The organism is Shinella sp. WSJ-2, assembly GCF_003432075.1.
In the GTDB taxonomy this organism is placed as follows: Bacteria; Pseudomonadota; Alphaproteobacteria; order Rhizobiales; family Rhizobiaceae; genus Shinella.
In genome coordinates this window covers 130,098-148,188 of record NZ_QWBU01000001.1, presented here as the reverse complement: position 1 = coordinate 148,188, position 18,091 = coordinate 130,098, and the positions used below count along the sequence as shown (strand labels likewise).

12 protein-coding genes are annotated in these 18,091 nt (G+C 63.1%); 5 read left to right on the top strand and 7 right to left on the bottom strand.

Translation table 11 applies throughout. From position 1 onward, the window contains the following. Positions 1-135 precede the first annotated feature (135 nt). The 4 genes from D0Y60_RS00750 to D0Y60_RS00735 all read right to left on the bottom strand — a co-directional run bounded on the left by D0Y60_RS00750 (position 136) and on the right by D0Y60_RS00735 (position 5,293). The gene (locus D0Y60_RS00750; RefSeq protein WP_117366232.1) at positions 136-1,197 is read right to left on the bottom strand and encodes a TIGR01620 family protein; all 1,062 of its coding nucleotides are present in this window, start codon (positions 1,195-1,197) and stop codon (positions 136-138) included. Next, a complete protein-coding gene (locus D0Y60_RS00745) occupies positions 1,194-2,657 on the bottom strand; it encodes a YcjX family protein (protein WP_117366231.1) in 1,464 nt (487 codons plus the stop codon). The genes D0Y60_RS00750 and D0Y60_RS00745 overlap by 4 nt, the downstream gene beginning before the upstream one ends. 67 nt (positions 2,658-2,724) lie before the next feature. After that, positions 2,725-3,249, bottom strand: a complete 525-nt coding sequence (locus D0Y60_RS00740; protein ID WP_158565357.1) for a histidine phosphatase family protein — start codon at positions 3,247-3,249, stop codon at positions 2,725-2,727. A gap of 73 nt (positions 3,250-3,322) precedes the next feature. Continuing rightward, positions 3,323-5,293, bottom strand: coding sequence for an EAL domain-containing protein (locus D0Y60_RS00735; RefSeq protein WP_117366229.1), 1,971 nt, complete (start codon positions 5,291-5,293; stop codon positions 3,323-3,325). Between the two features lie 375 nt (positions 5,294-5,668). Between D0Y60_RS00735 and dksA the strand changes: the two genes are divergently transcribed. Then, positions 5,669-6,088 carry an RNA polymerase-binding protein DksA gene (gene dksA / locus D0Y60_RS00730; protein WP_117366228.1) on the top strand — a complete coding sequence of 140 codons (420 nt, stop codon included), beginning with the start codon at positions 5,669-5,671 and terminating at the stop codon, positions 6,086-6,088. Positions 6,089-6,289: 201 nt separating this feature from the next. On the opposite strand, the gene D0Y60_RS00725 is transcribed toward dksA, so the two are convergent. Beyond that, positions 6,290-7,285: a flagellar biosynthetic protein FliO gene (locus D0Y60_RS00725; protein WP_117366227.1), complete on the bottom strand. Its 996-nt coding sequence runs from the start codon at positions 7,283-7,285 to the stop codon at positions 6,290-6,292. Positions 7,286-7,595: 310 nt separating this feature from the next. On the opposite strand from D0Y60_RS00725, the gene D0Y60_RS00720 reads away from it, so the two are divergent. After that, a complete protein-coding gene (locus tag D0Y60_RS00720) occupies positions 7,596-10,199 on the top strand; it encodes a PAS domain-containing sensor histidine kinase (protein ID WP_117366226.1) in 2,604 nt (867 codons plus the stop codon). 273 nt (positions 10,200-10,472) lie between these two features. Here D0Y60_RS00720 and D0Y60_RS00715 read toward each other — a convergent pair whose 3' ends face one another. Together D0Y60_RS00715 and D0Y60_RS00710 are read right to left on the bottom strand one after the other, a co-directional pair. Next, positions 10,473-11,399: a pseudouridine-5'-phosphate glycosidase gene (locus D0Y60_RS00715; RefSeq protein ID WP_117366225.1), complete on the bottom strand. Its 927-nt coding sequence runs from the start codon at positions 11,397-11,399 to the stop codon at positions 10,473-10,475. A 46-nt stretch (positions 11,400-11,445) separates the two neighbouring features. Beyond that, a complete protein-coding gene (locus D0Y60_RS00710; protein ID WP_117366224.1) occupies positions 11,446-12,393 on the bottom strand; it encodes a carbohydrate kinase family protein in 948 nt (315 codons plus the stop codon). A 235-nt stretch (positions 12,394-12,628) separates the two neighbouring features. On the opposite strand from D0Y60_RS00710, the gene recA reads away from it, so the two are divergent. The 3 genes from recA to D0Y60_RS00695 all read left to right on the top strand — a co-directional run bounded on the left by recA (position 12,629) and on the right by D0Y60_RS00695 (position 18,082). After that, positions 12,629-13,714 carry a recombinase RecA gene (gene recA / locus D0Y60_RS00705; RefSeq protein WP_117366223.1) on the top strand — a complete coding sequence of 362 codons (1,086 nt, stop codon included), beginning with the start codon at positions 12,629-12,631 and terminating at the stop codon, positions 13,712-13,714. 364 nt (positions 13,715-14,078) lie between these two features. Further along, complete coding sequence (gene alaS, locus D0Y60_RS00700; protein WP_117366222.1) at positions 14,079-16,739, top strand: alanine--tRNA ligase; 2,661 nt, start codon at positions 14,079-14,081, stop codon at positions 16,737-16,739. Positions 16,740-16,849: 110 nt separating this feature from the next. Then, positions 16,850-18,082: a GGDEF domain-containing protein gene (locus D0Y60_RS00695; protein ID WP_147324478.1), complete on the top strand. Its 1,233-nt coding sequence runs from the start codon at positions 16,850-16,852 to the stop codon at positions 18,080-18,082. Positions 18,083-18,091 lie beyond the last annotated feature (9 nt).

The following is an 18,091-nucleotide window of genomic DNA, read 5'->3' as shown; positions in this document are numbered from 1 at the left end:
ATGGGCGACGGCCATTCGGCCTCATTTGGTGCGACGAGATTTGCGCGAAAATGGTTAATGGACGGTTTCCGGCGCCCTTGTCGTTCATCATTTGCTAGGATTGTCGCCCCGCAAAACCGGGATGTTGCAAGACGGTCACGTCTCGTCGCGCCGGCCGTTGCTTGAGCCCGGCGTCAGGTCACCGATGAAATCGCCGATACCGGGGCGTTTCAGCGCGCGAAACGGCATGGGGCGGCAGAGGTCCATGGCGGCGATGCCGATCCGGGCCGTCATCAGGCCGTTGATGACGCCTTCGCCGAGGCGGGCGGAGAGTTTCGAGGCGAGCCCATGGCCGAGCACCTGCTGCACTAAGCTATCGCCCATGGCGATCGAGCCGGTCACGGCGAGATGGGCGATGACGTCGCGCATCAGTCGGAGCATGCCGAGCTTGCCCGGCCGACCGCCATAGAGTTCCGCCATGCCGCGCACCAGCCGGCTGCTTTCGTAGATGACATAACCGAGATCGACCAGCGCGCGCGGACTGACGGCGGTGACGATGGAGACGCGTTTGGCCGACCCAAGGATGAGGGCGCGCGCCTCGCGGTCGAGCGGCGCCATCAGCTCGCGCTCCGCAAGGTCAACGAGATGGGCCGAATCGATGATCTCGCCTTCCGTTTCAGCGAGCCGCGTGCGGCCGCGCGCCGTCTGTGGGCGGGCGGAGAGGAGGGTGACGAGGCGGGCAACGATGGCGCGGCCTGCCGCCGGCTTCGGCGACGCGATGGCCTCAGCCACGTCGCGCTTCAGGTCCTGCACGGCGGCGAGGCGGCGCAGGCCCCAGGCCTCGCGCAGCACGACGCCGAGAAGGGCGAGCACGGTAACGACCGTCGCGCCGATGGCGAGATAGCCCAGCCAGTCGTTGCGGCTGAACAGGTCGCGGATCAGCGCATCGACCCAGAGGCCGACGGCCAGCGAGAGGAGTAGTCCAAGCGCACCGATGGCGATGCGGCCGAAGGTGAGGCGGCGGGGGCGCGGTGTGGCGACCGGCGGGGCGAGATCCGGCAGGTCCGTCGTCGTTGCGATGAAGGGATCATCGGCATCCGGCGTCAGGGTCACGGCATTGTCAAAGGCGGCCGGCTTGCGCGGCTCGCCGCGCACCGGCGGCGCGATGCTATCCGGTGGTAGCGAGAAGGCTGCGGGCTTGCGCGGGCGGTCGTTCATGCCAGCCGGTCTCCGATGAGATATTGCAGCGCGCGATCGAGCCTTATGTGCGGCACCGACAGTTTCAGGCCCCCGCCGGTCTCTTCGATATGCGGCGGGCGGAATCGCACGAAGTTGAGAAGACCTTCGGAATGCTGTTCAAGCGCTTCGAAAAGTGAATCCGGATTCTCCGGCAAATCACCTGGAAATATGGCGGTTTTCCTTTCGCCGTCGAAGATTTCGCCGTTGATTTTTTCGCCCTTCATCGGCACGCCGACGATCACAGGCAGCTCCTCGCCATTGTGTTTGACGGTCGCCTCGCGGGTAGCGCGCACGGAGGCGAGCGCCATGACCTCGATGCCGGCGCCGCTCATTCCGATGCGCTCGATGGCACGCTCCACCAGTCGCCGCGTGACGGCTTCGAGCCGCGCATGGCTCTCGTGGTGCAGGTGGTCCGCCTTGGTCGCGGCAATCACGATGCGGTCGATGCGGCGGGTGACGAAAGAGGACAGGAAACTGTTGGTGCCGGAGCGGAAGCAATCGAGTACGTCGCCCAGCGCCCGTTCCAGGTCATGCACCGCCTCCGCGCCGCGATTGATCGCCTGAAGCGCGTCGATCAGCACGATCTGCCGGTCGAGGCGGGCGAAGTGCTCGCGGAAGAACGGCCGCACCACATGGGTCTTGTAGGCCTCGTAGCGCCGCTCCATCATTGCTTGGAGCGAGCCCTTGGCAGGGGGGCCGTTTGCGAGGTTCGGCAGAGGGGCGAAGGTTAGCGCTGGCGATCCCTCGAGATCGCCGGGCATCAGGAAGCGGCCGGGCGGCAAGGTTGAGAGCGAACGCTCGTCGGATTTGCAGGCCTTCAGATAGGCGGTGAAACTTTCCGCCAGCGCCCGTGCCGTTGCTTCGGACGCCGCAGCAGTGGGATCGACGGTCCCGGAAAGCGCCAGCCAGTCGCGGGCAAGCTCGGCGCGAATGCCGGAGCCGGCGAGCGTTACCGTGTTTTGGCTAAAAGTACGGAAATCCTGCCCGAGCAGCGGCAGGTCGAGCAGCCATTCGCCAGGATAATCGACGATGTCGATGGAGAGTTTTCCGGGCGAGAACAGCCGACCCCAGCCGGAGGCGCTTTCATAATCGAGCGTGATGCGCAGCTGCGAAATGGCACGCGTCGAATCGGGCCAGAGGCGATCGGCGACGAGCGCGCGGATATGATCCTCGTACTGGAAGCGTGGCACGGCGTCGTCGGGCTGCGGCTCTAGCCGGATTTTCGAGACGCGGCCGGAGCGGCCTGCCTCGAACAGCGGTAGGCGGCCGCCGTTCAAGAGGTTATGCACCAGCGAGGAGATGAACACCGTCTTGCCTGCGCGCGACAGTCCCGTCACGCCAAGCCGGATCGACGGATGGACGAGATTGGCGGCGCGGCCGGTCAGCGCGTCGAGCGCGAGCAGGGCTTCATCGGTGAGATTGGTCAGGCTAGGGGGCAAGGTCTCTTTCCAGCATCGATCGCGATATAGGAACCGAAATCCGGCGAAAAAAGAGGCCGCCGTGTTCTCAGCGCGCGGGGCGCGGCGTCATGAACCCGGCAAGGCAGGCGCCGGTATAGTCGTCTTCCGTCGGCCGCTTGTCGAAATCGAGGATCGCTAAGCCGGCGGTGGGAAAGCCGAAGGGCGCCGCCGTCTCCGCGATCTCCTTGCCGACGAGGCGGTGGAAAAGCTCTTCGATCATCGGATTGTGGCCGACGATCATGATGGAAGTCTCCTGCCGCCCGGCGAAGGCGAGTTCGGCATAGGTATCGATCGTGCCTGAATAGAGCGAGTCGATATAGTCGATGGACAGTTCCTCGCTGACGGTGCGCTGGAACGGCTCGGTGGTTTGGCGGCAGCGCACGGCTGTGGATGACAGAATGAGATCGGGTTTGTAGCCTTGGTCGGCCGCTTCCTCGGCGATCACTTCGGCTTCGGCAAAACCGTCGTCGTCGAGCGTGCGGTCGAAATCCGTCTTGCCGGGTTCGGCCCAGGCTGCGCGTGCATGGCGGAGGAGATAAAGCCGGAAGGCCGGTGCGCCGAAAGATGCCAAGTCTGTCCTCCATCGCCTGCGGCCGGACATCTGCGCCGCGTCCAGACTTTCATGTCTTTCCTCGCGGCAAAGATCAACCGGTTTTGCGCAGGACCGGATTAAGGATCGTTTCGGCTGTCGCCCGATAGGCGAGCGTATCTTCCAGCTTCTGCGGCCGGGCGAAGTAGTAACCCTGCATCATGCGGCAGCCGAGCGCGCGCAGCGCCGCCACCTGCTCGGCCGTCTCCATGCCCTCGACCACGCAGACGCAGCCGACATTGCGCGAAAGGTCAACAATGGTCTTGACGATGCTGCGGCTGAGCTCGTTCGTCGCGATGTCGATGATGAAGCTGCGGTCGATCTTGATCTTGGTGAGCGGCAGCCGGTGCACGTAGCTGAGGCTGGAATGGCCCGTGCCGAAATCGTCAAGCGCGATGCCAATGCCCCGCTCGGCAAAGCGGCGGATGTTTTCGGCGGCGAGGGTGAAATTGCGCATGACGGCGGTCTCCGTCACCTCGATATCGAGGCGGGCCGGGTCGATTCCGCTTTCGGCAATGATGTCGAGCAGGGCATCGACCGTCTTGTTGGAAACGACGTCGCGCGTGGAGAGGTTGACGGAGAGGCGGATATGCTCGGGCCATGTCTTCGCCGCCTCCAGCGCTTTTTGCATCAGCACCTCGGTGAGCTTGCCGATGATGCCGGCGCGCTCGGCGGCGCGGATGAACACGCTGGGCGCAACGGTGCCGATGGTGGGGCTCTTCCAGCGGGCCAGCGCCTCATAGGCAGAGATACCGCTGGTATCGGCGTCCACCATCGGCTGGAAAGCGAGATACATTTCCGTTCTAAAATCCGCAGCGCGCAGCGCCTGCTGGATACGGCCAAGCTCGTTGATCTCTGCCTCGTGCTCGGCGGAGAACACGACGGTCGTGCCGCGAAAATTCTGCTTGGCGAGGTAAAGCGCGAAATCTGCACAATCGAAGAGGCGATCAGCGGTGGTGCCGGCGTCGCCGAGGATGGCGACGCCGAGCGAGCCGGAGACACGCGCCGTCTGGCCGCTGAAAATATAGGGTTCCTGCAAGGCCGCGCAGATCCTGTCGCCGAGCGCGTGCAGCTGATCCGGGCCGGGCTGCCCTTCGAATATGAGGCCGAACTCATCGCCGCCGAGGCGGGCCGGGAAAATGTTGTGATCGGCGAATGCGCTCAGTCTTTCGCCAACCTCGATCAGAAGCTTGTCGCCGATGCTATGGCCGAACGTATCGTTGACCGGCTTGAAGCCGTCTAGGTCAATGAGGCCGAGCGCGAGGCTTGTGCCGTTCTTCTCCGCAAGCGCCAGGCGTTTCTCGAGCTCGGCGCGGAACTGGCGACGGTTCGGCAGGTTGGTCAGGCTGTCGAGATTGGCGAGGCGATGGTTCTCGTCGCTGAGGCGCTGGGTTTCCGCCTGACGGGCGGTGAGCTCTTTCTGCGACTGGATGAGGGCGCGAAAATCCCGGTAATAGGTCAACAGTATGAACACCATGGCGATGGTGACGAGCGCGACATTGAGCGCCAATGCGGTGAAGACCGGATTGCCCGACGTGCCGAAAAAAATGGTAAAGGGGCCGAGCACGATGGCCGTCAGGGCCAGTGCTGCGGCGCGCAGATGCATAAGGCAGAAGATGCAACCGATCACCGTGTTGGCGATATAGAAGGCGACATGGGACTGCTGGTAGGCATCGCCATAGGGAAAGAGGCTGAGCGACCAGGCGCAGAACCCGGCGCCGAGCAAGGCTGTGAGGCGATAGGTCGAGCGCAGGCGACCGATTGCCTCCTCGTGCGTATAGTGCCGGTGACGGCTGAACCACCAGTGCACCAGCCGGAACAGGCTGACGGCATACAGCATGGAGGGGATATAGAGTGTCAGAAGCGCGGGTGCAGCCTGAAAGTGGGTCACCGTCAGCGCGACCGTGTTCGTCACCAGCATGAAATAGAGCAGCGGCACCTGCTTGGTAAAGGCGGCAAGCTGCGCCTGAACCAATTCTGGATCACTTGCCTCGATCGTCAGAAATGCCCTCGAATTGCGTAACATCAAAACGCGTCCCCCACCCCACGGCAAAGGGAAACACGACTTGCTAAAATAATTCTGAATCTGGCCGCTTGAACAGGCTCGGGAAAGAAAATGCGGGCATGATCCGTCTTAGGAACAAATATCCTGTGCCTGAATTGAGGGCAGATGGATGTGAAAGCCCATCGCGAAGGCAGCGTTCTCGAGGGTGGGCGGCCGCCGAATTGGAGCCTCTAACGGGTCGGTTTTGCCATCCCGTTGTAATCTTGATGAAATATTAGTCTGGCAAGGTTTAAATTAAGGCATGCGCGAAAACCGTGGGTAAGTCCCGACAGGCTTGAATCGCGTTACCCGTGGGGATATACAGCGCGCCTTGAGATGTTCTTCAGGAGAATCGCGTTGAGTGAGAAGATCGATCTTAGCAGTTTCGTCCTCGATGAGGGCGAAGAATTTATGAATGCACGCCAGCGCGCTTACTTCCGTGCGAAGTTGAACGCCTGGAAAAACGATATCCTGCGCGAAGCGCGCGAAACCCTCGATCATCTGGCGGAAGAAAGCGCCAACCACCCGGACCTCGCGGACCGGGCATCCTCGGAAACCGACCGTGCCATCGAGCTTCGCGCTCGCGACCGCCAGCGCAAACTGATCTCCAAGATCGACGCCGCGCTGCAGCGTCTCGACGAAGGCACCTACGGTTATTGCGAGGAAACCGGCGAACCGATCGGCCTCAAGCGTCTCGACGCTCGCCCGATCGCAACGCTGTCGATCGAGGCGCAGGAGCGCCATGAGCGTCGGGAGAAGGTGTATCGCGACGAGTAAGCGTTTTCAGCGGATCTGAGGAGGTCCGCGGCCTGCGTTGACTGGGATCGAACATCGGTTGCGTCCGGTGCAGCCAGGTTTAGGGCTGTGGTGCATCGTAAAAATCAAAAGCCGCTGGAAACACACCGTTTCCTGCGGCTTTTTCTTTGGGAGGAGAATGCCCGAGGGGCATTTCTCGAGGCTGTTAGACGAGCGCTGATATCAACTCTTACGGTTTGCCGCGATCTCGCCGAGCAGGCGCGCCATCTCCGCCTCTGTTTCCTCGCGGCTCTTGGCGACGGGCTGTGCCTGTACGCCTATCGGCGTAGCCTGGGTGGTAATGGCGGCAGTCTGCGTGGCAGGCGTTTGTGTGACGGGCCGGGCGCCGCCTGCTGTAGCCGCATTGTTAACCATTTCAGCCTCGAGGATTTTCTCGAACTCGCTGACCAGCGCCGCATTGTCGGCGGCTGTCGTCACCGGCCGGGTGACCGTGGCCGTCGTCACCGGACGCTGCGCGGGCTGGCTGGCCGCAGCCAGTGCCGTCGTGGTCTGTGCGGTCGTGGTGGGCTGCGTCGCGAGAACGCGCTGGCGGCTTTGCTCCAGCACGTCTTCGGCGCGTCGCTCCGGCGTGCGCTGCTGGGCGTTTACCGGGATTTGCTGCGGGGTGGTGACTGGCTGCGTCACCGGGCGGGCCTGCGGCGCGTGGACGGTTGCCTCGTCGTCGCCGGCATAAAGCACCTTGCTCATCGAAGAGACGCCATCCGGAACGGTAACGGGCCGGCGCTCACCGGCGCTTGCCGTCGTGGATGCTGCTGCACGGGAAACGGCTGCCGTCTCCTTGGCGCGCACCGGCGTTTCCTGCGATACCGGCGCTGGCTCGACGCGCTCGACTTTCTGAACAGGCTTTTCGGCCGGCTGCTCGACAGGAGCGCCTGCGCCGATACGTGTCTCGATGACGATGTCCGTCGGCCCGCCGATCATGATGAGATGCTCCACTTCGTCGCGACGCACGAGCACAAGGCGGCGGCGCGTATCGATGGCTGCGGCATCTAGCACGGCCAGGCGCGGCGTGCGGTTGCGCCCGCCACGGATGAACGGCGAGGAGGGGCGGCCGCGGATGATCCACAGAACCAGAGCGAGGCACAGCAGGCCGAGCAGCACCACGATGGCGGCGATGACGAACTTCGTGCCGTTCTCCGCAAGAATCTCCTGGAACATAACGCGCACTCCTTAATCGCTAGATGGGGTCGGCAGATCAACCTATCAGCTCGAAGGCTGCATTTGACGGCTTTTCGCAGGCACCTACAAGCGCTTGCTGCCGCTTGTCCAGCGCCCATTTCCCCGGCCACTGTCGCGAAAATAGCGCGGGATGCCGAAATTGCGATGGTTGGAGCGGCAATATTCCCTGTGAATTCGCGAGCTTGCTTTCCCTCGACGGCTTTTTGCGCTTCCCTCCAGCAGTTAAAAATGATTCTGGCATCAGATCTGGCGACAAACACTGCGCCGGACCGTTGCGAATGAGGGACTAATGACGATGAAGCGGCCTGGCGAGGACAACCTGCCGATCGTGGACCGCAATACGCGGCCGGCGGTGGCGCTGCGCGTCGTCGTACTCGCCATAGTGCTCGCGGCATCCGCCGGTGCCTTCATCGTCTTCAAGAACCAGCTCGACAATGAACTTGTGCTCGGTGTGCTTGGCGTCCTCGCAATGGCCGGTATCTTTTTCGTCGTCTCGGCGCTGATCGGCTTCATCGAGATCATGCCGCAGGCGGCGGGCTCCGACGAGCTTGCGCGCGCCTTCCTCGATTCCCATTCGGATGGCACCGTGGTCACGGACCGCAAGGGCCGCATCGTCTATGCCAACGCCGCCTACGGCGCGCTAACGGGCGCCTCGGGTGCCGCGGAGGTGCAGACGCTCGAAACTCTGCTGTCGCGCAACCGTGACGCAACCGAGGCCGTCTATCGCCTCACCAACGGCTTGCACGAGGGCAAAGAGGGCGCGGAGGAATTCCGGGTTCAGAAGGCGCTCAACCCGTCGTCGTCAAGCGGATCGGGCGCCCATTGGTATCGTCTGAAGGCGCGGGTCCTGCCGAACCGCGACAAGGCGAAACAGCCGCTCTACATCTGGCAGATTTCCAACATCACCTCGGAGCGGGACGACCAGGAACGTTTTTTCAAGGAATTGCAGAACGCGATCGACTATCTCGACCATGCGCCGGCCGGCTTCTTTTCCGCCGGCCGCAAAGGCGAGATCGTCTATCTCAATGCGACGCTCGCCGAATGGCTCGGCATCGATCTGGCAAAATTCCATCCGGGTTCGTTGTCTATTGCCGATATGGTGGCGGGCGAAGGGCTTGCGCTCATCCAGTCCGTTCAGGCCGAACCTGGTCACAAGCGGACAGAAACGCTGGATCTCGATCTTCGCAAGACCAGCGGCCAAAGCCTTCCCGTGCGCATCGTGCATCGGGTTTCCTCCACGCGTGACGGTGCACCCGGCGAAAGCCGCACCATCGTTCTCACGCGCGAGGGGGGTGGAGAAAGCGAGCAGTCCGCATCCGCGGCCTCCATGCGTTTCACGCGCTTCTTCAACAACACGCCGATGGCGATCGCTTCAGTCGATGGTAGCGGTCGTATCCTGCGCACCAATGCACCGTTCCTGAAACTGTTTTCCGGCGTCGTTTCGCGCGACGACATTGATCGGGGCGCCAAACTCGAGACCATCGTGCACGAGACGGATCGCCTGCGTCTGGAATCCGCGTTGGACGCCGCCAAGGACCGCCAGGGCGATATCCCGCCGCTCGATTCGCTGCATCCGGCCGACGACAGCAGGCATTTCCGCTTCTACATAAACGCTGTCATCGACCAGAGCGACGAGGCGCCCGAAGAGGCGGCCATCGTCTATGCTGTCGAGATCACCGAGCAGAAGGCGCTCGAGACACAGATGGCGCAGACGCAGAAGATGAATGCAGTCGGTACGCTGGCCGGCGGCATCGCGCACGATTTCAACAACGTGCTGACGGCGATCCTGCTCTCCTCCGATCACCTGCTGCTTTCCGCCCGCCCGGCGGATGCGAGCTTCGCCGACCTCATGGAGATCAAGCGGAACGCCAATCGCGCCGCCGTGTTGGTGCGTCAGCTGCTCGCCTTCTCGCGCAAGCAGACGATGCGTCCGACCGTCCTGAACATGACCGACGTCGTCGGCGACCTGCGCATGCTGGTCGACCGCATGACGGGCACCAACGTCAAGATCGACGTGGAGTACGGCCGCGATCTCTGGGCGGTCAAGACCGATCTCGGGCAGTTCGAACAGGTGCTGATCAACCTCGCCGTCAATGCGCGCGACGCGATGCCCGATGGGGGCACGATCACCTTCCGTACCCGCAACGTGCCGGCCGAGGAAGCCGCCGCGCGCAACCTGCGCGACCTGCCGCCGGGCGATTATGTCGAAGTCGATGTCGCCGACCAGGGAACGGGCATTCCGCCTGAAATCATCGACAAGATTTTCGAGCCCTTTTTCACGACGAAGGAAGTCGGCAAGGGCACCGGTCTCGGCCTTTCGATGGTCTACGGCATCGTCAAGCAGTCCGGCGGTTACATCTATCTCGATTCCGAAGTTGGTAAGGGCACCACCTTCCGCATCCTGATGCCGCGGCATATTGAGGACGTCGTCCCGGTCGAAGCCGCTGATTCAAGTAAAGCCGGGGTCCAGCAGCCGGTCGCGGTCGCCGCGACGCCTGAAAAGGAGCCGCGCGACCTCACCGGTGGTTCGGCCGTCGTGCTGCTGGTCGAGGATGAGGAGGCAGTGCGCCGTGGCGGTAAGCGCATGCTGGAAACCCGTGGCTACACGGTGCACGAGGCCGGATCCGGCGTCGAGGCGCTGGATATCATGGAAGAGCTGAACGGCGCCGTCGACATCGTCGTCTCCGACGTCGTGATGCCCGAAATGGACGGTCCGTCGCTGCTGCGCGAGCTACGCAAATCCTATCCCGACATGAAGTTCATCTTTGTCTCCGGCTACGCGGAAGACGCCTTTGCCCGCAACCTGCCCGCCGACGCCAAATTCGGCTTCCTTCCGAAACCGTTCTCGCTAAAGCAGCTGGCGGAAGCGGTGCGGGAGATGCTGGACGCTTGATGGTTGGCGGTCGTACGGACCGATCTGGACTTACGTTGAGGCGGGACGATAATGTTGGCCCCACCCATTTACGCTACGAAACGAGAGCGCCGGCCCCATACACTAACGTCATCCTCGGGCTTGACCCGAGGATCCATCCGCACGCACTGAGTTTGCCGCGTGGATCCTCGAGTCGAGCCCGAGGATGACCAAGGAGAGGTGGGTGGACGGCAGGAGGAATGCAGCTCCGATGGCGGAGCAGGGCGGCCGGCGCAAACCAGCCGCCCGATAGGATCAATCGACCAGCGCCACAGCGATCTCCGCCGCCAGCCGCGCATTGTTTTCGACGAGCGCGATGTTCGTCTTCAGGCTGCGGCCATCCGTCAGGTGGAACAGGTTGTCGAGCAGATAGGGCGTCACGGACTTGCCGGCGACTTCGTCGCGCTCGGCATTGTCGAGGGCGCGGGCGATGTAGATCTCCATCTCGTCGCGCGGAATCTCATCTTCCTCCGGCACGGGGTTGGCGATCAGCATGCCGCCGTCGATGCCGAGCTGGTCGCGCACCTTCTGGAAGTTGGCGATCGCCGCCGGGCTGTTCAGCGTCAGCGGGCTCTTCAAGCCCGAGTCGCGCGACCAGAAGGCCGGGAAGACGGGGCTGTCATAGGTGACTACGGGCACGCCACGGGTTTCCAGCACTTCCAGCGTCTTCGGTATATCGAGGATGGCCTTGGCGCCGGCACAGACGACGATGACGCCGGTGCGCGAGAGTTCATCGAGGTCGGCGGAGATGTCGAAGGTTTCTTCGGCCTTGCGGTGCACGCCGCCGATGCCGCCGGTCGCAAAGACCGTGATGCCGGCGCGCGCGGCACCGATCATGGTGGCGGCGACGGTGGTGGCGCCCGTGCGGCGCTCGGCGATCGCGAAGGCGAGGTCGGCGCGCGACAGCTTCATGGCGCCCTGCGTCTGGGCCAGCGCTTCCAGTTTTGCCTCGTCGAGGCCGATATGCAGCACGCCGTCGATGACCGCGATGGTCGCTGGCACGGCGCCCTGTTCGCGAATGATGCGCTCCACGCTGCGTGCCATCTCGAGATTGCCCGGATAGGGCATGCCATGGGTGATGATCGTCGATTCGAGGGCGACGATCGGGGCGCCGCGCGCCTTGGCGGCTGCGACTTCGTCGGAATACTGCATCGGCAGGAGGGGGGAAACGGGTCGGGTCATGCGATGTCCTTACAAAATCCTGGGAGGAAATTTGGGCAAAAAAGTCTCATGACAGGATTTCGGCCTGCGGCACAAGCGAAAGTGCGGCGGCAAGCGCCGCCTGCGACATTTCTTCGGCGACGGCGAACGGTGAGCGCACGGTGATGGTCGCCGCCGCCACACCGTGGCGAAGGGCCTCCGTGATACCTTTGCCGGCGCGCACGGCGTTGAGAAAGCCGGAGGCGAGCGAATCGCCCGCACCCGTGACATCGCCGAGTTCAGGAATTGCTGGCGGAACGACCGATACTGCCTGCGTTTTATCGAAGGCGATCACGCCGCATCCGCCGCGCGTTACGACACCGGCGGAAAGGCCGACGGCGCGCAGGATCTTTGGCCAGTCGGTCGGGTTTTGCGCTTCCTCTCCCGTCAGGGCGCGTGCTTCCGCCTCGTTCATGAAAAGCAAGGCGAGGGTATCGAGGCTTTCGCGGAAGCGCACCACCTTGGCCGGCGAAATGGCGATACCGGCGAGCGGTACGTTGGCGGCTTTGGTAATCTCGGACATCTTAGAGAGCGTGTCGGCAGGCAGGTTGGCGTCCGTCAGGATCAGTCCCGCAGCCGCCATCGCCTCGCGCACGGCGCGCTGCTGCAGCCGGCGCGGCGAAAACAGCCTGTAGAGCTCCATATCGGCTAGCGCGATGACGAGGTTGCCGTCCCGTTCGATGATGGCCGTATAGCTCGGCGTTGACCGATCGAGGAAGACGAAGGGCGTGTCTTCGACGCCTGCGGCCTCAGCGGCCGCCGACACGATATCGCCATCCGCGTCACCGCCGCGCGGCGAGATGAGCCGCACAGCATGGCCGAGCCGGGCTAGATTGCGCGCTGCATTGAACGCACCGCCGCCCGCCTCCACGAACCAGCTGCCGGGATTGCTCGCCCCGGGCGCCGTCTCGCCGTCAATGCGTCCGCGCCTGTCCACGTGGGCGCCGCCCATCACCAGAATCGTTTTGTCCGTCATCGTCTTCCTTCACATCCGGCAGGCCGATTCGCTGGGGTAGCGCTCCATCGAGTACCGGTTTGTTCCTTTTCCTGCGTCGGTCTTATCCACTTGAAACGAAAATAGAACACGCCCCCGATTCACGAAATCATTCAAATGGATGAATGCATCTTGCAAAATGAGAACAAAATGTGTACATACGGTTCATCGACGGCTTCGTTGCCTGTCTTGCTTCAATAACCTAAAGGTGGACCAAATGGCACAAAACACTTTGCGGCTCGTAGAGGAAAAATCAGTGGATAAAAGCAAGGCACTCGAAGCGGCTCTCTCCCAGATCGAGCGCTCGTTCGGCAAGGGCTCCATCATGAAGCTCGGCGGCAAGGACAGCGTCATCGAGGTCGAGACGGTTTCGACGGGCTCTCTCAGCCTCGACGTGGCGCTCGGCATCGGCGGCCTGCCCAAGGGGCGTATCATCGAAATCTACGGTCCGGAAAGCTCGGGCAAGACGACGCTGGCGCTGCAGACCATCGCTGAAGCCCAGAAGAAGGGCGGCATCTGCGCTTTCGTCGATGCCGAACATGCGCTCGATCCGATCTATGCCCGCAAACTCGGCGTCGATCTCGAAAACCTCCTGATCTCGCAGCCCGACACCGGAGAGCAGGCGCTTGAAATCACTGATACGCTGGTGCGTTCCGGCGCCATCGACGTGCTGGTCGTCGACTCGGTTGCGGCGCTGACGCCGCGCGCCGAAATCGAAGGCGAGATGGGCGAGAGCCTGCCGGGCCTCCAGGCCCGCCTGATGAGCCAGGCGCTGCGCAAGCTGACGGCCTCGATCTCCAAGTCGAACACCATGGTCATCTTCATCAACCAGATCCGCATGAAGATCGGTGTCGTGTACGGTTCGCCGGAAGTGACGACGGGTGGCAACGCCTTGAAGTTCTATGCTTCCGTCCGCCTCGACATTCGCCGTGTCGGCGCCGTAAAAGAGCGTGACGAGGTCATCGGCAACCAGACCCGCGTCAAGGTCGTCAAGAACAAGATGGCGCCGCCCTTCAAACAGGTCGAATTCGACATCATGTATGGCGAAGGCGTTTCCAAGACCGGCGAACTCGTCGATCTCGGCGTCAAGGCGGGCATCGTCGAGAAGTCGGGCGCCTGGTTCTCCTATAATAGTCAGCGCCTCGGCCAGGGCCGCGAAAACGCCAAGACGTTTCTGCGTGACAATCCTGACGTCGCTCGCGAGATCGAAACGACGCTGCGCCAGAATGCCGGTCTGATCGCCGACCGCTTCCTGGAAAACGGCGGGCCGGACCCGAACGACGGCGGCGACGGCGAGCCCTGATCGCGCCGCGGCGGCTGACCCGGCTGTCGCAAATGCGTGCCGCGGTTTCGTGAATGCGGCATGCGCGTAATGAAAACGTGGAAAACCGGCCTCTTCTTCGCGAAAGGCCGGTTTTTTGATGTCTGGACAGGGGCGGGGGCGGGCGATAAAAGCCTTCAGTTCTCGCGCGCGCCCGCGTTTTCGGCCTTTCCCCGGGAATGGCGGCAGGTGCGTGTAGTTTCGACGGAATTCGCGGATGGTGGCCTTTTAGGGGCCTCCGGCGGGCACTCCGGCCGGCGGAGCGGTTTCGCGTCTGCTGAACATGACTTTGGTGGATGGTGCGCCCGGCTTGGAGCGCAGACAATGGCAAGATGAAGGACGCGATATGAGCGGCGTGAATGAGATCCGGTCGACTTTCCTCGACTATTTCCGCAAGAATGACCACGAGGTCGTGTCCTCCAGTCCGCTCGTGCCGCGCAACGACCCGACGCTGATGTTCACCAATGCCGGCATGGTGCAGTTCAAGAACGTCTTCACCGGCTTGGAGCAGCGTCCCTATTCGCGTGCCGTGACCGCGCAGAAATGCGTGCGCGCCGGCGGCAAGCACAACGACCTCGACAATGTCGGCTACACCGCACGTCACCACACCTTCTTCGAGATGCTCGGCAACTTCTCCTTCGGCGACTACTTCAAGGAACGCGCCATCGAGCTCGCCTGGAACCTGATTACCAAGGAATTCGGCATCGACAAGAAGCGTCTTCTCGTCACCGTTTATCACACCGACGACCAGGCCTTCGACCTGTGGAAGAAGATCGCCGGTCTCACCGACGACCGCATCATCCGCATTCCGACGAGCGACAACTTCTGGGCGATGGGCGATACCGGCCCCTGCGGCCCGTGTTCTGAAATCTTCTACGATCACGGCGACCATATCTGGGGCGGCCCGCCCGGCTCGCCGGAAGAGGACGGCGACCGCTTCATCGAGATCTGGAACTTGGTCTTCATGCAGTTCGAGCAGGTGACGAAGGAGGAGCGCATCGACCTGCCGCGCCCGTCCATCGATACCGGCATGGGCCTAGAGCGCGTCGCGGCGCTACTCCAGGGCAAGCATGACAATTACGATATCGACCTCTTCCGCGCGCTGATCGACGCCTCCGTCGAGGCGACCGGTGTCAAGGCCGAGGGCGAGGCACGCGCCAGCCACCGCGTCATTGCCGATCACCTGCGTTCCTCGGCCTTCCTGATCGCCGATGGCGTTCTACCGGCCAAGGATGGCCGTGGCTACGTGCTGCGCCGCATCATGCGTCGCGCCATGCGCCATGCGCAGCTGCTCGGCGCCAAGGAGCCGCTGATGTGGAAGCTTCTGCCGACGCTGGTCGGCGAGATGGGCCGTGCCTATCCGGAACTGCAACGCGCCGAAGCGCTGATCTCCGAGACGCTGAAGCTTGAGGAGACGCGTTTCCGCACCACGCTTGAACGTGGCCTCAACCTTCTCTCCGACGCGACCGCGACCCTTCACAAGGGCGACATGCTGGATGGCGAGACCGCCTTCAAGCTCTATGATACCTACGGCTTCCCGCTCGACCTGACGCAGGACGCGCTGCGCGCCCGCGAAATCAACGTCGATCTCTCCGGTTTCACCGATGCCATGGAGCGCCAGAAGGCTGAGGCTCGCTCGCACTGGGCCGGCTCCGGTGACAAGGCGATGGAAACGATCTGGTTCGAGCTCAAGGAAAAGCACGGCGCGACGGAGTTTCTAGGCTATGATACCGAGACGGCCGAGGGCGTCGTCCAGGCGATCGTACGAGACGGCAAAGCAGTCGAGAGTGCCGCAGCCGGCGAAGAGGTGCAGATCGTCGTCAACCAGACGCCGTTCTACGGCGAATCCGGTGGCCAGATGGGCGATACCGGCATCATCTCGTCCGACAATGCCAAGCTCAGCGTTTCCGATACGCAGAAGAAGGGCGAGGGCGTCTTCGTCCACGTCGCGACCGTTGCCGAGGGCACGCTGAAGGTCGGCGATGCCGTGGCGCTGAATGTCGATCACGCCCGCCGTTCGCGCCTACGCGCCAACCACTCTGCGACGCACCTCCTCCATGAGGCGCTGCGCGAAGTGCTCGGCACCCACGTCGCCCAGAAGGGCTCGCTGGTTGCGCCCGAGCGCCTGCGCTTCGACGTCTCGCATCCCAAGCCGATGACGGCCGAAGAACTGCGCGTCATCGAGGACATGGCCAACGAGATCATCGTGCAGAATTCGCCCGTCACCACCCGCCTGATGACGGTCGACGATGCGATTGCCGAAGGCGCCATGGCGCTTTTCGGGGAGAAGTACGGCGATGAAGTGCGCGTCGTCTCGATGGGCACCGGCATTCGCGGCGCCAAGGCGAACCGCGCCTATTCGGTCGAACTGTGCGGCGGCACGCATGTCGCCTCTACCGGCGAAATAGGCCTCGTGCGCATCCTTTCCGACAGTGCGGTCGGTTCCGGCGTGCGCCGTCTGGAAGCGCTGACGGGGGAGGCGGCCCGCGCCTACCTCGCCGAGCAGGACGAACGCGTGAAGGCGCTGGCCGCGGCGCTCAAAGCCCAGCCGGGCGAAGTGCTCGCCCGCGTCGAGGCCCTGGTTGATGAGCGCCGCAAGCTTGAGCGCGAACTCACCGAAGCTAAGAAGAAGCTCGCGCTTTCCGGTGGCCCCTCGGGTGGTGACGATGGTGTTCGCGACGTTGCCGGTATCAAGTACCTCGGCAAGGTCGTCACCGGCGTCGAGCCGAAAGACCTGAAGAGCCTGGCGGACGAGGGAAAGAAGAGCCTCGGCTCCGGTGTCGTCACCTTCGTCGGCGTTTCACCGGATGGCAAGGCGAGCGCCGTCGTGGCCGTTACGGATGATCTGACCGGCCGCTTTAGCGCTGTGGACCTGGTGCGCCGCGCCTCAGAAGCGCTTGGCGGCAAGGGCGGCGGTGGCCGCCCTGATATGGCGCAGGCCGGCGGTCCAGACGGCTCCAAGGCTGCGGATGCCGTGGACGCGGTGGCTGCCGTCATCGCCGGCTGATCCAGCATAAACATCCTGTATCGCTATGACGGCGGGCTTCTGGCCCGCCGTTTTGTTTGCGAAGTCTTCAAGCTTTGCGCCTAGCATCTTCGTCGTGCGGAGAGCGTGTTTTGACTGAAGATATCATCAGTATTTCAACCTTGATGATCTGTACCTTTCTGTCGACCATGGTCGTCGGAATTTTCATGTTGCAGGTCTGGCTGACCGACAGGCGCCATGCGGCGGCGGGCTACTGGTGCCTGGCCATGTGGGTCGGCTCCGCCTGCACGTTGCTCTATGCGATGCGTCCCATAGGCTATCCCCTGCTGACAGTCGGCGCTGCCAACATGCTCACCGCATTGGGCTATGCCCTAATGTGGGCCGGCTTTCGCGTCTTCGAGCGGCGCCCGGTCTATATGATGGTCGTGGCGGCGGGGCCGGTGCTGTGGAGCCTTGGTTATCTCTTCGTGCCTGCGATCACCGAGAACGTGAACAACCGCATCATTCTCTCCTCGGTGATCATCACGGCCTATTCCGTGTGGATCGGTCTGGATCTCTGGCGCGGGCGTGGCGGCCAACGACTGCCAAGCCGCACCATGTCCGCCATCTTTTTCCTGTCGCATGGCATCATTTATTCGCTGCGCATCCCGATGGCCATCGTCTCGCCAGCTCCGCTCGGCAATGGCACTGCGCATTCCGCCTGGTTTGCGCTGTTTTCGCTGGAGCTCTTCGCCCATACGATCCTCGCCGCCATCGCCATGCTCGTTCTCATCAAGGAGCGCGGCGAGGCGCTCTATCGGCAGGCGTCGCGCACCGACGCGCTGACGGGCATCGCCAATCGCGGCTCGTTCTTCGAGGATACGCGTTTCCATCTTGCCGGCGGCAACGACGGTACGTTGATGATCTTCGACCTCGACCGCTTTAAGGCGATCAACGACACGCATGGTCATGTGGCGGGCGATACGGTTCTGAAGTGCTTCGCCGCGCGCATCTCGGCCTCGCTGGAGGAGGGCATGTTGTTCTGCCGCTTCGGCGGGGAGGAGTTCGCGCTTTTTGCGCCCCGGCACAACATTTCGCGGGCGGAGCTTTTCGCCGAACGGCTGCGGCAGGAGGTTGCGGCGCTCACTGTCCTGAGCGAAGGGCGTGAGATCGGCGTCTCCGTCAGCATCGGCCTTGCTGACGTCGCGACCTTCGGCACGGATTTCGACCGTCTGCATTCGGCCGCCGACGGTGCGCTCTATGCCGCGAAGGAGGCCGGACGCAACCGCGTCATGCGGGCGGCCCCTGCCGCCATGCTGTCCGGTTTTGCGGGGCGCATGTTCAAGCCCGCTGCCCATCCCAACGGGGTCGCGTTCGCCGGCTAGGTGTCAGCA

Coding starts and splice junctions, on each gene's coding strand:
- D0Y60_RS00725 (WP_117366227.1), bottom strand. CDS start 7,285: ATGTTCCAGGAGATTCTTGCGGAGAACGGCACGAAGTTCGTCATCGCC.
- recA (WP_117366223.1), top strand. CDS start 12,629: ATGGCACAAAACACTTTGCGGCTCGTAGAGGAAAAATCAGTGGATAAA.
- D0Y60_RS00750 (WP_117366232.1), bottom strand. CDS start 1,197: ATGAACGACCGCCCGCGCAAGCCCGCAGCCTTCTCGCTACCACCGGAT.
- D0Y60_RS00710 (WP_117366224.1), bottom strand. CDS start 12,393: ATGACGGACAAAACGATTCTGGTGATGGGCGGCGCCCACGTGGACAGG.
- D0Y60_RS00720 (WP_117366226.1), top strand. CDS start 7,596: ATGACGATGAAGCGGCCTGGCGAGGACAACCTGCCGATCGTGGACCGC.
- D0Y60_RS00735 (WP_117366229.1), bottom strand. CDS start 5,293: ATGTTACGCAATTCGAGGGCATTTCTGACGATCGAGGCAAGTGATCCA.
- alaS (WP_117366222.1), top strand. CDS start 14,079: ATGAGCGGCGTGAATGAGATCCGGTCGACTTTCCTCGACTATTTCCGC.
- D0Y60_RS00715 (WP_117366225.1), bottom strand. CDS start 11,399: ATGACCCGACCCGTTTCCCCCCTCCTGCCGATGCAGTATTCCGACGAA.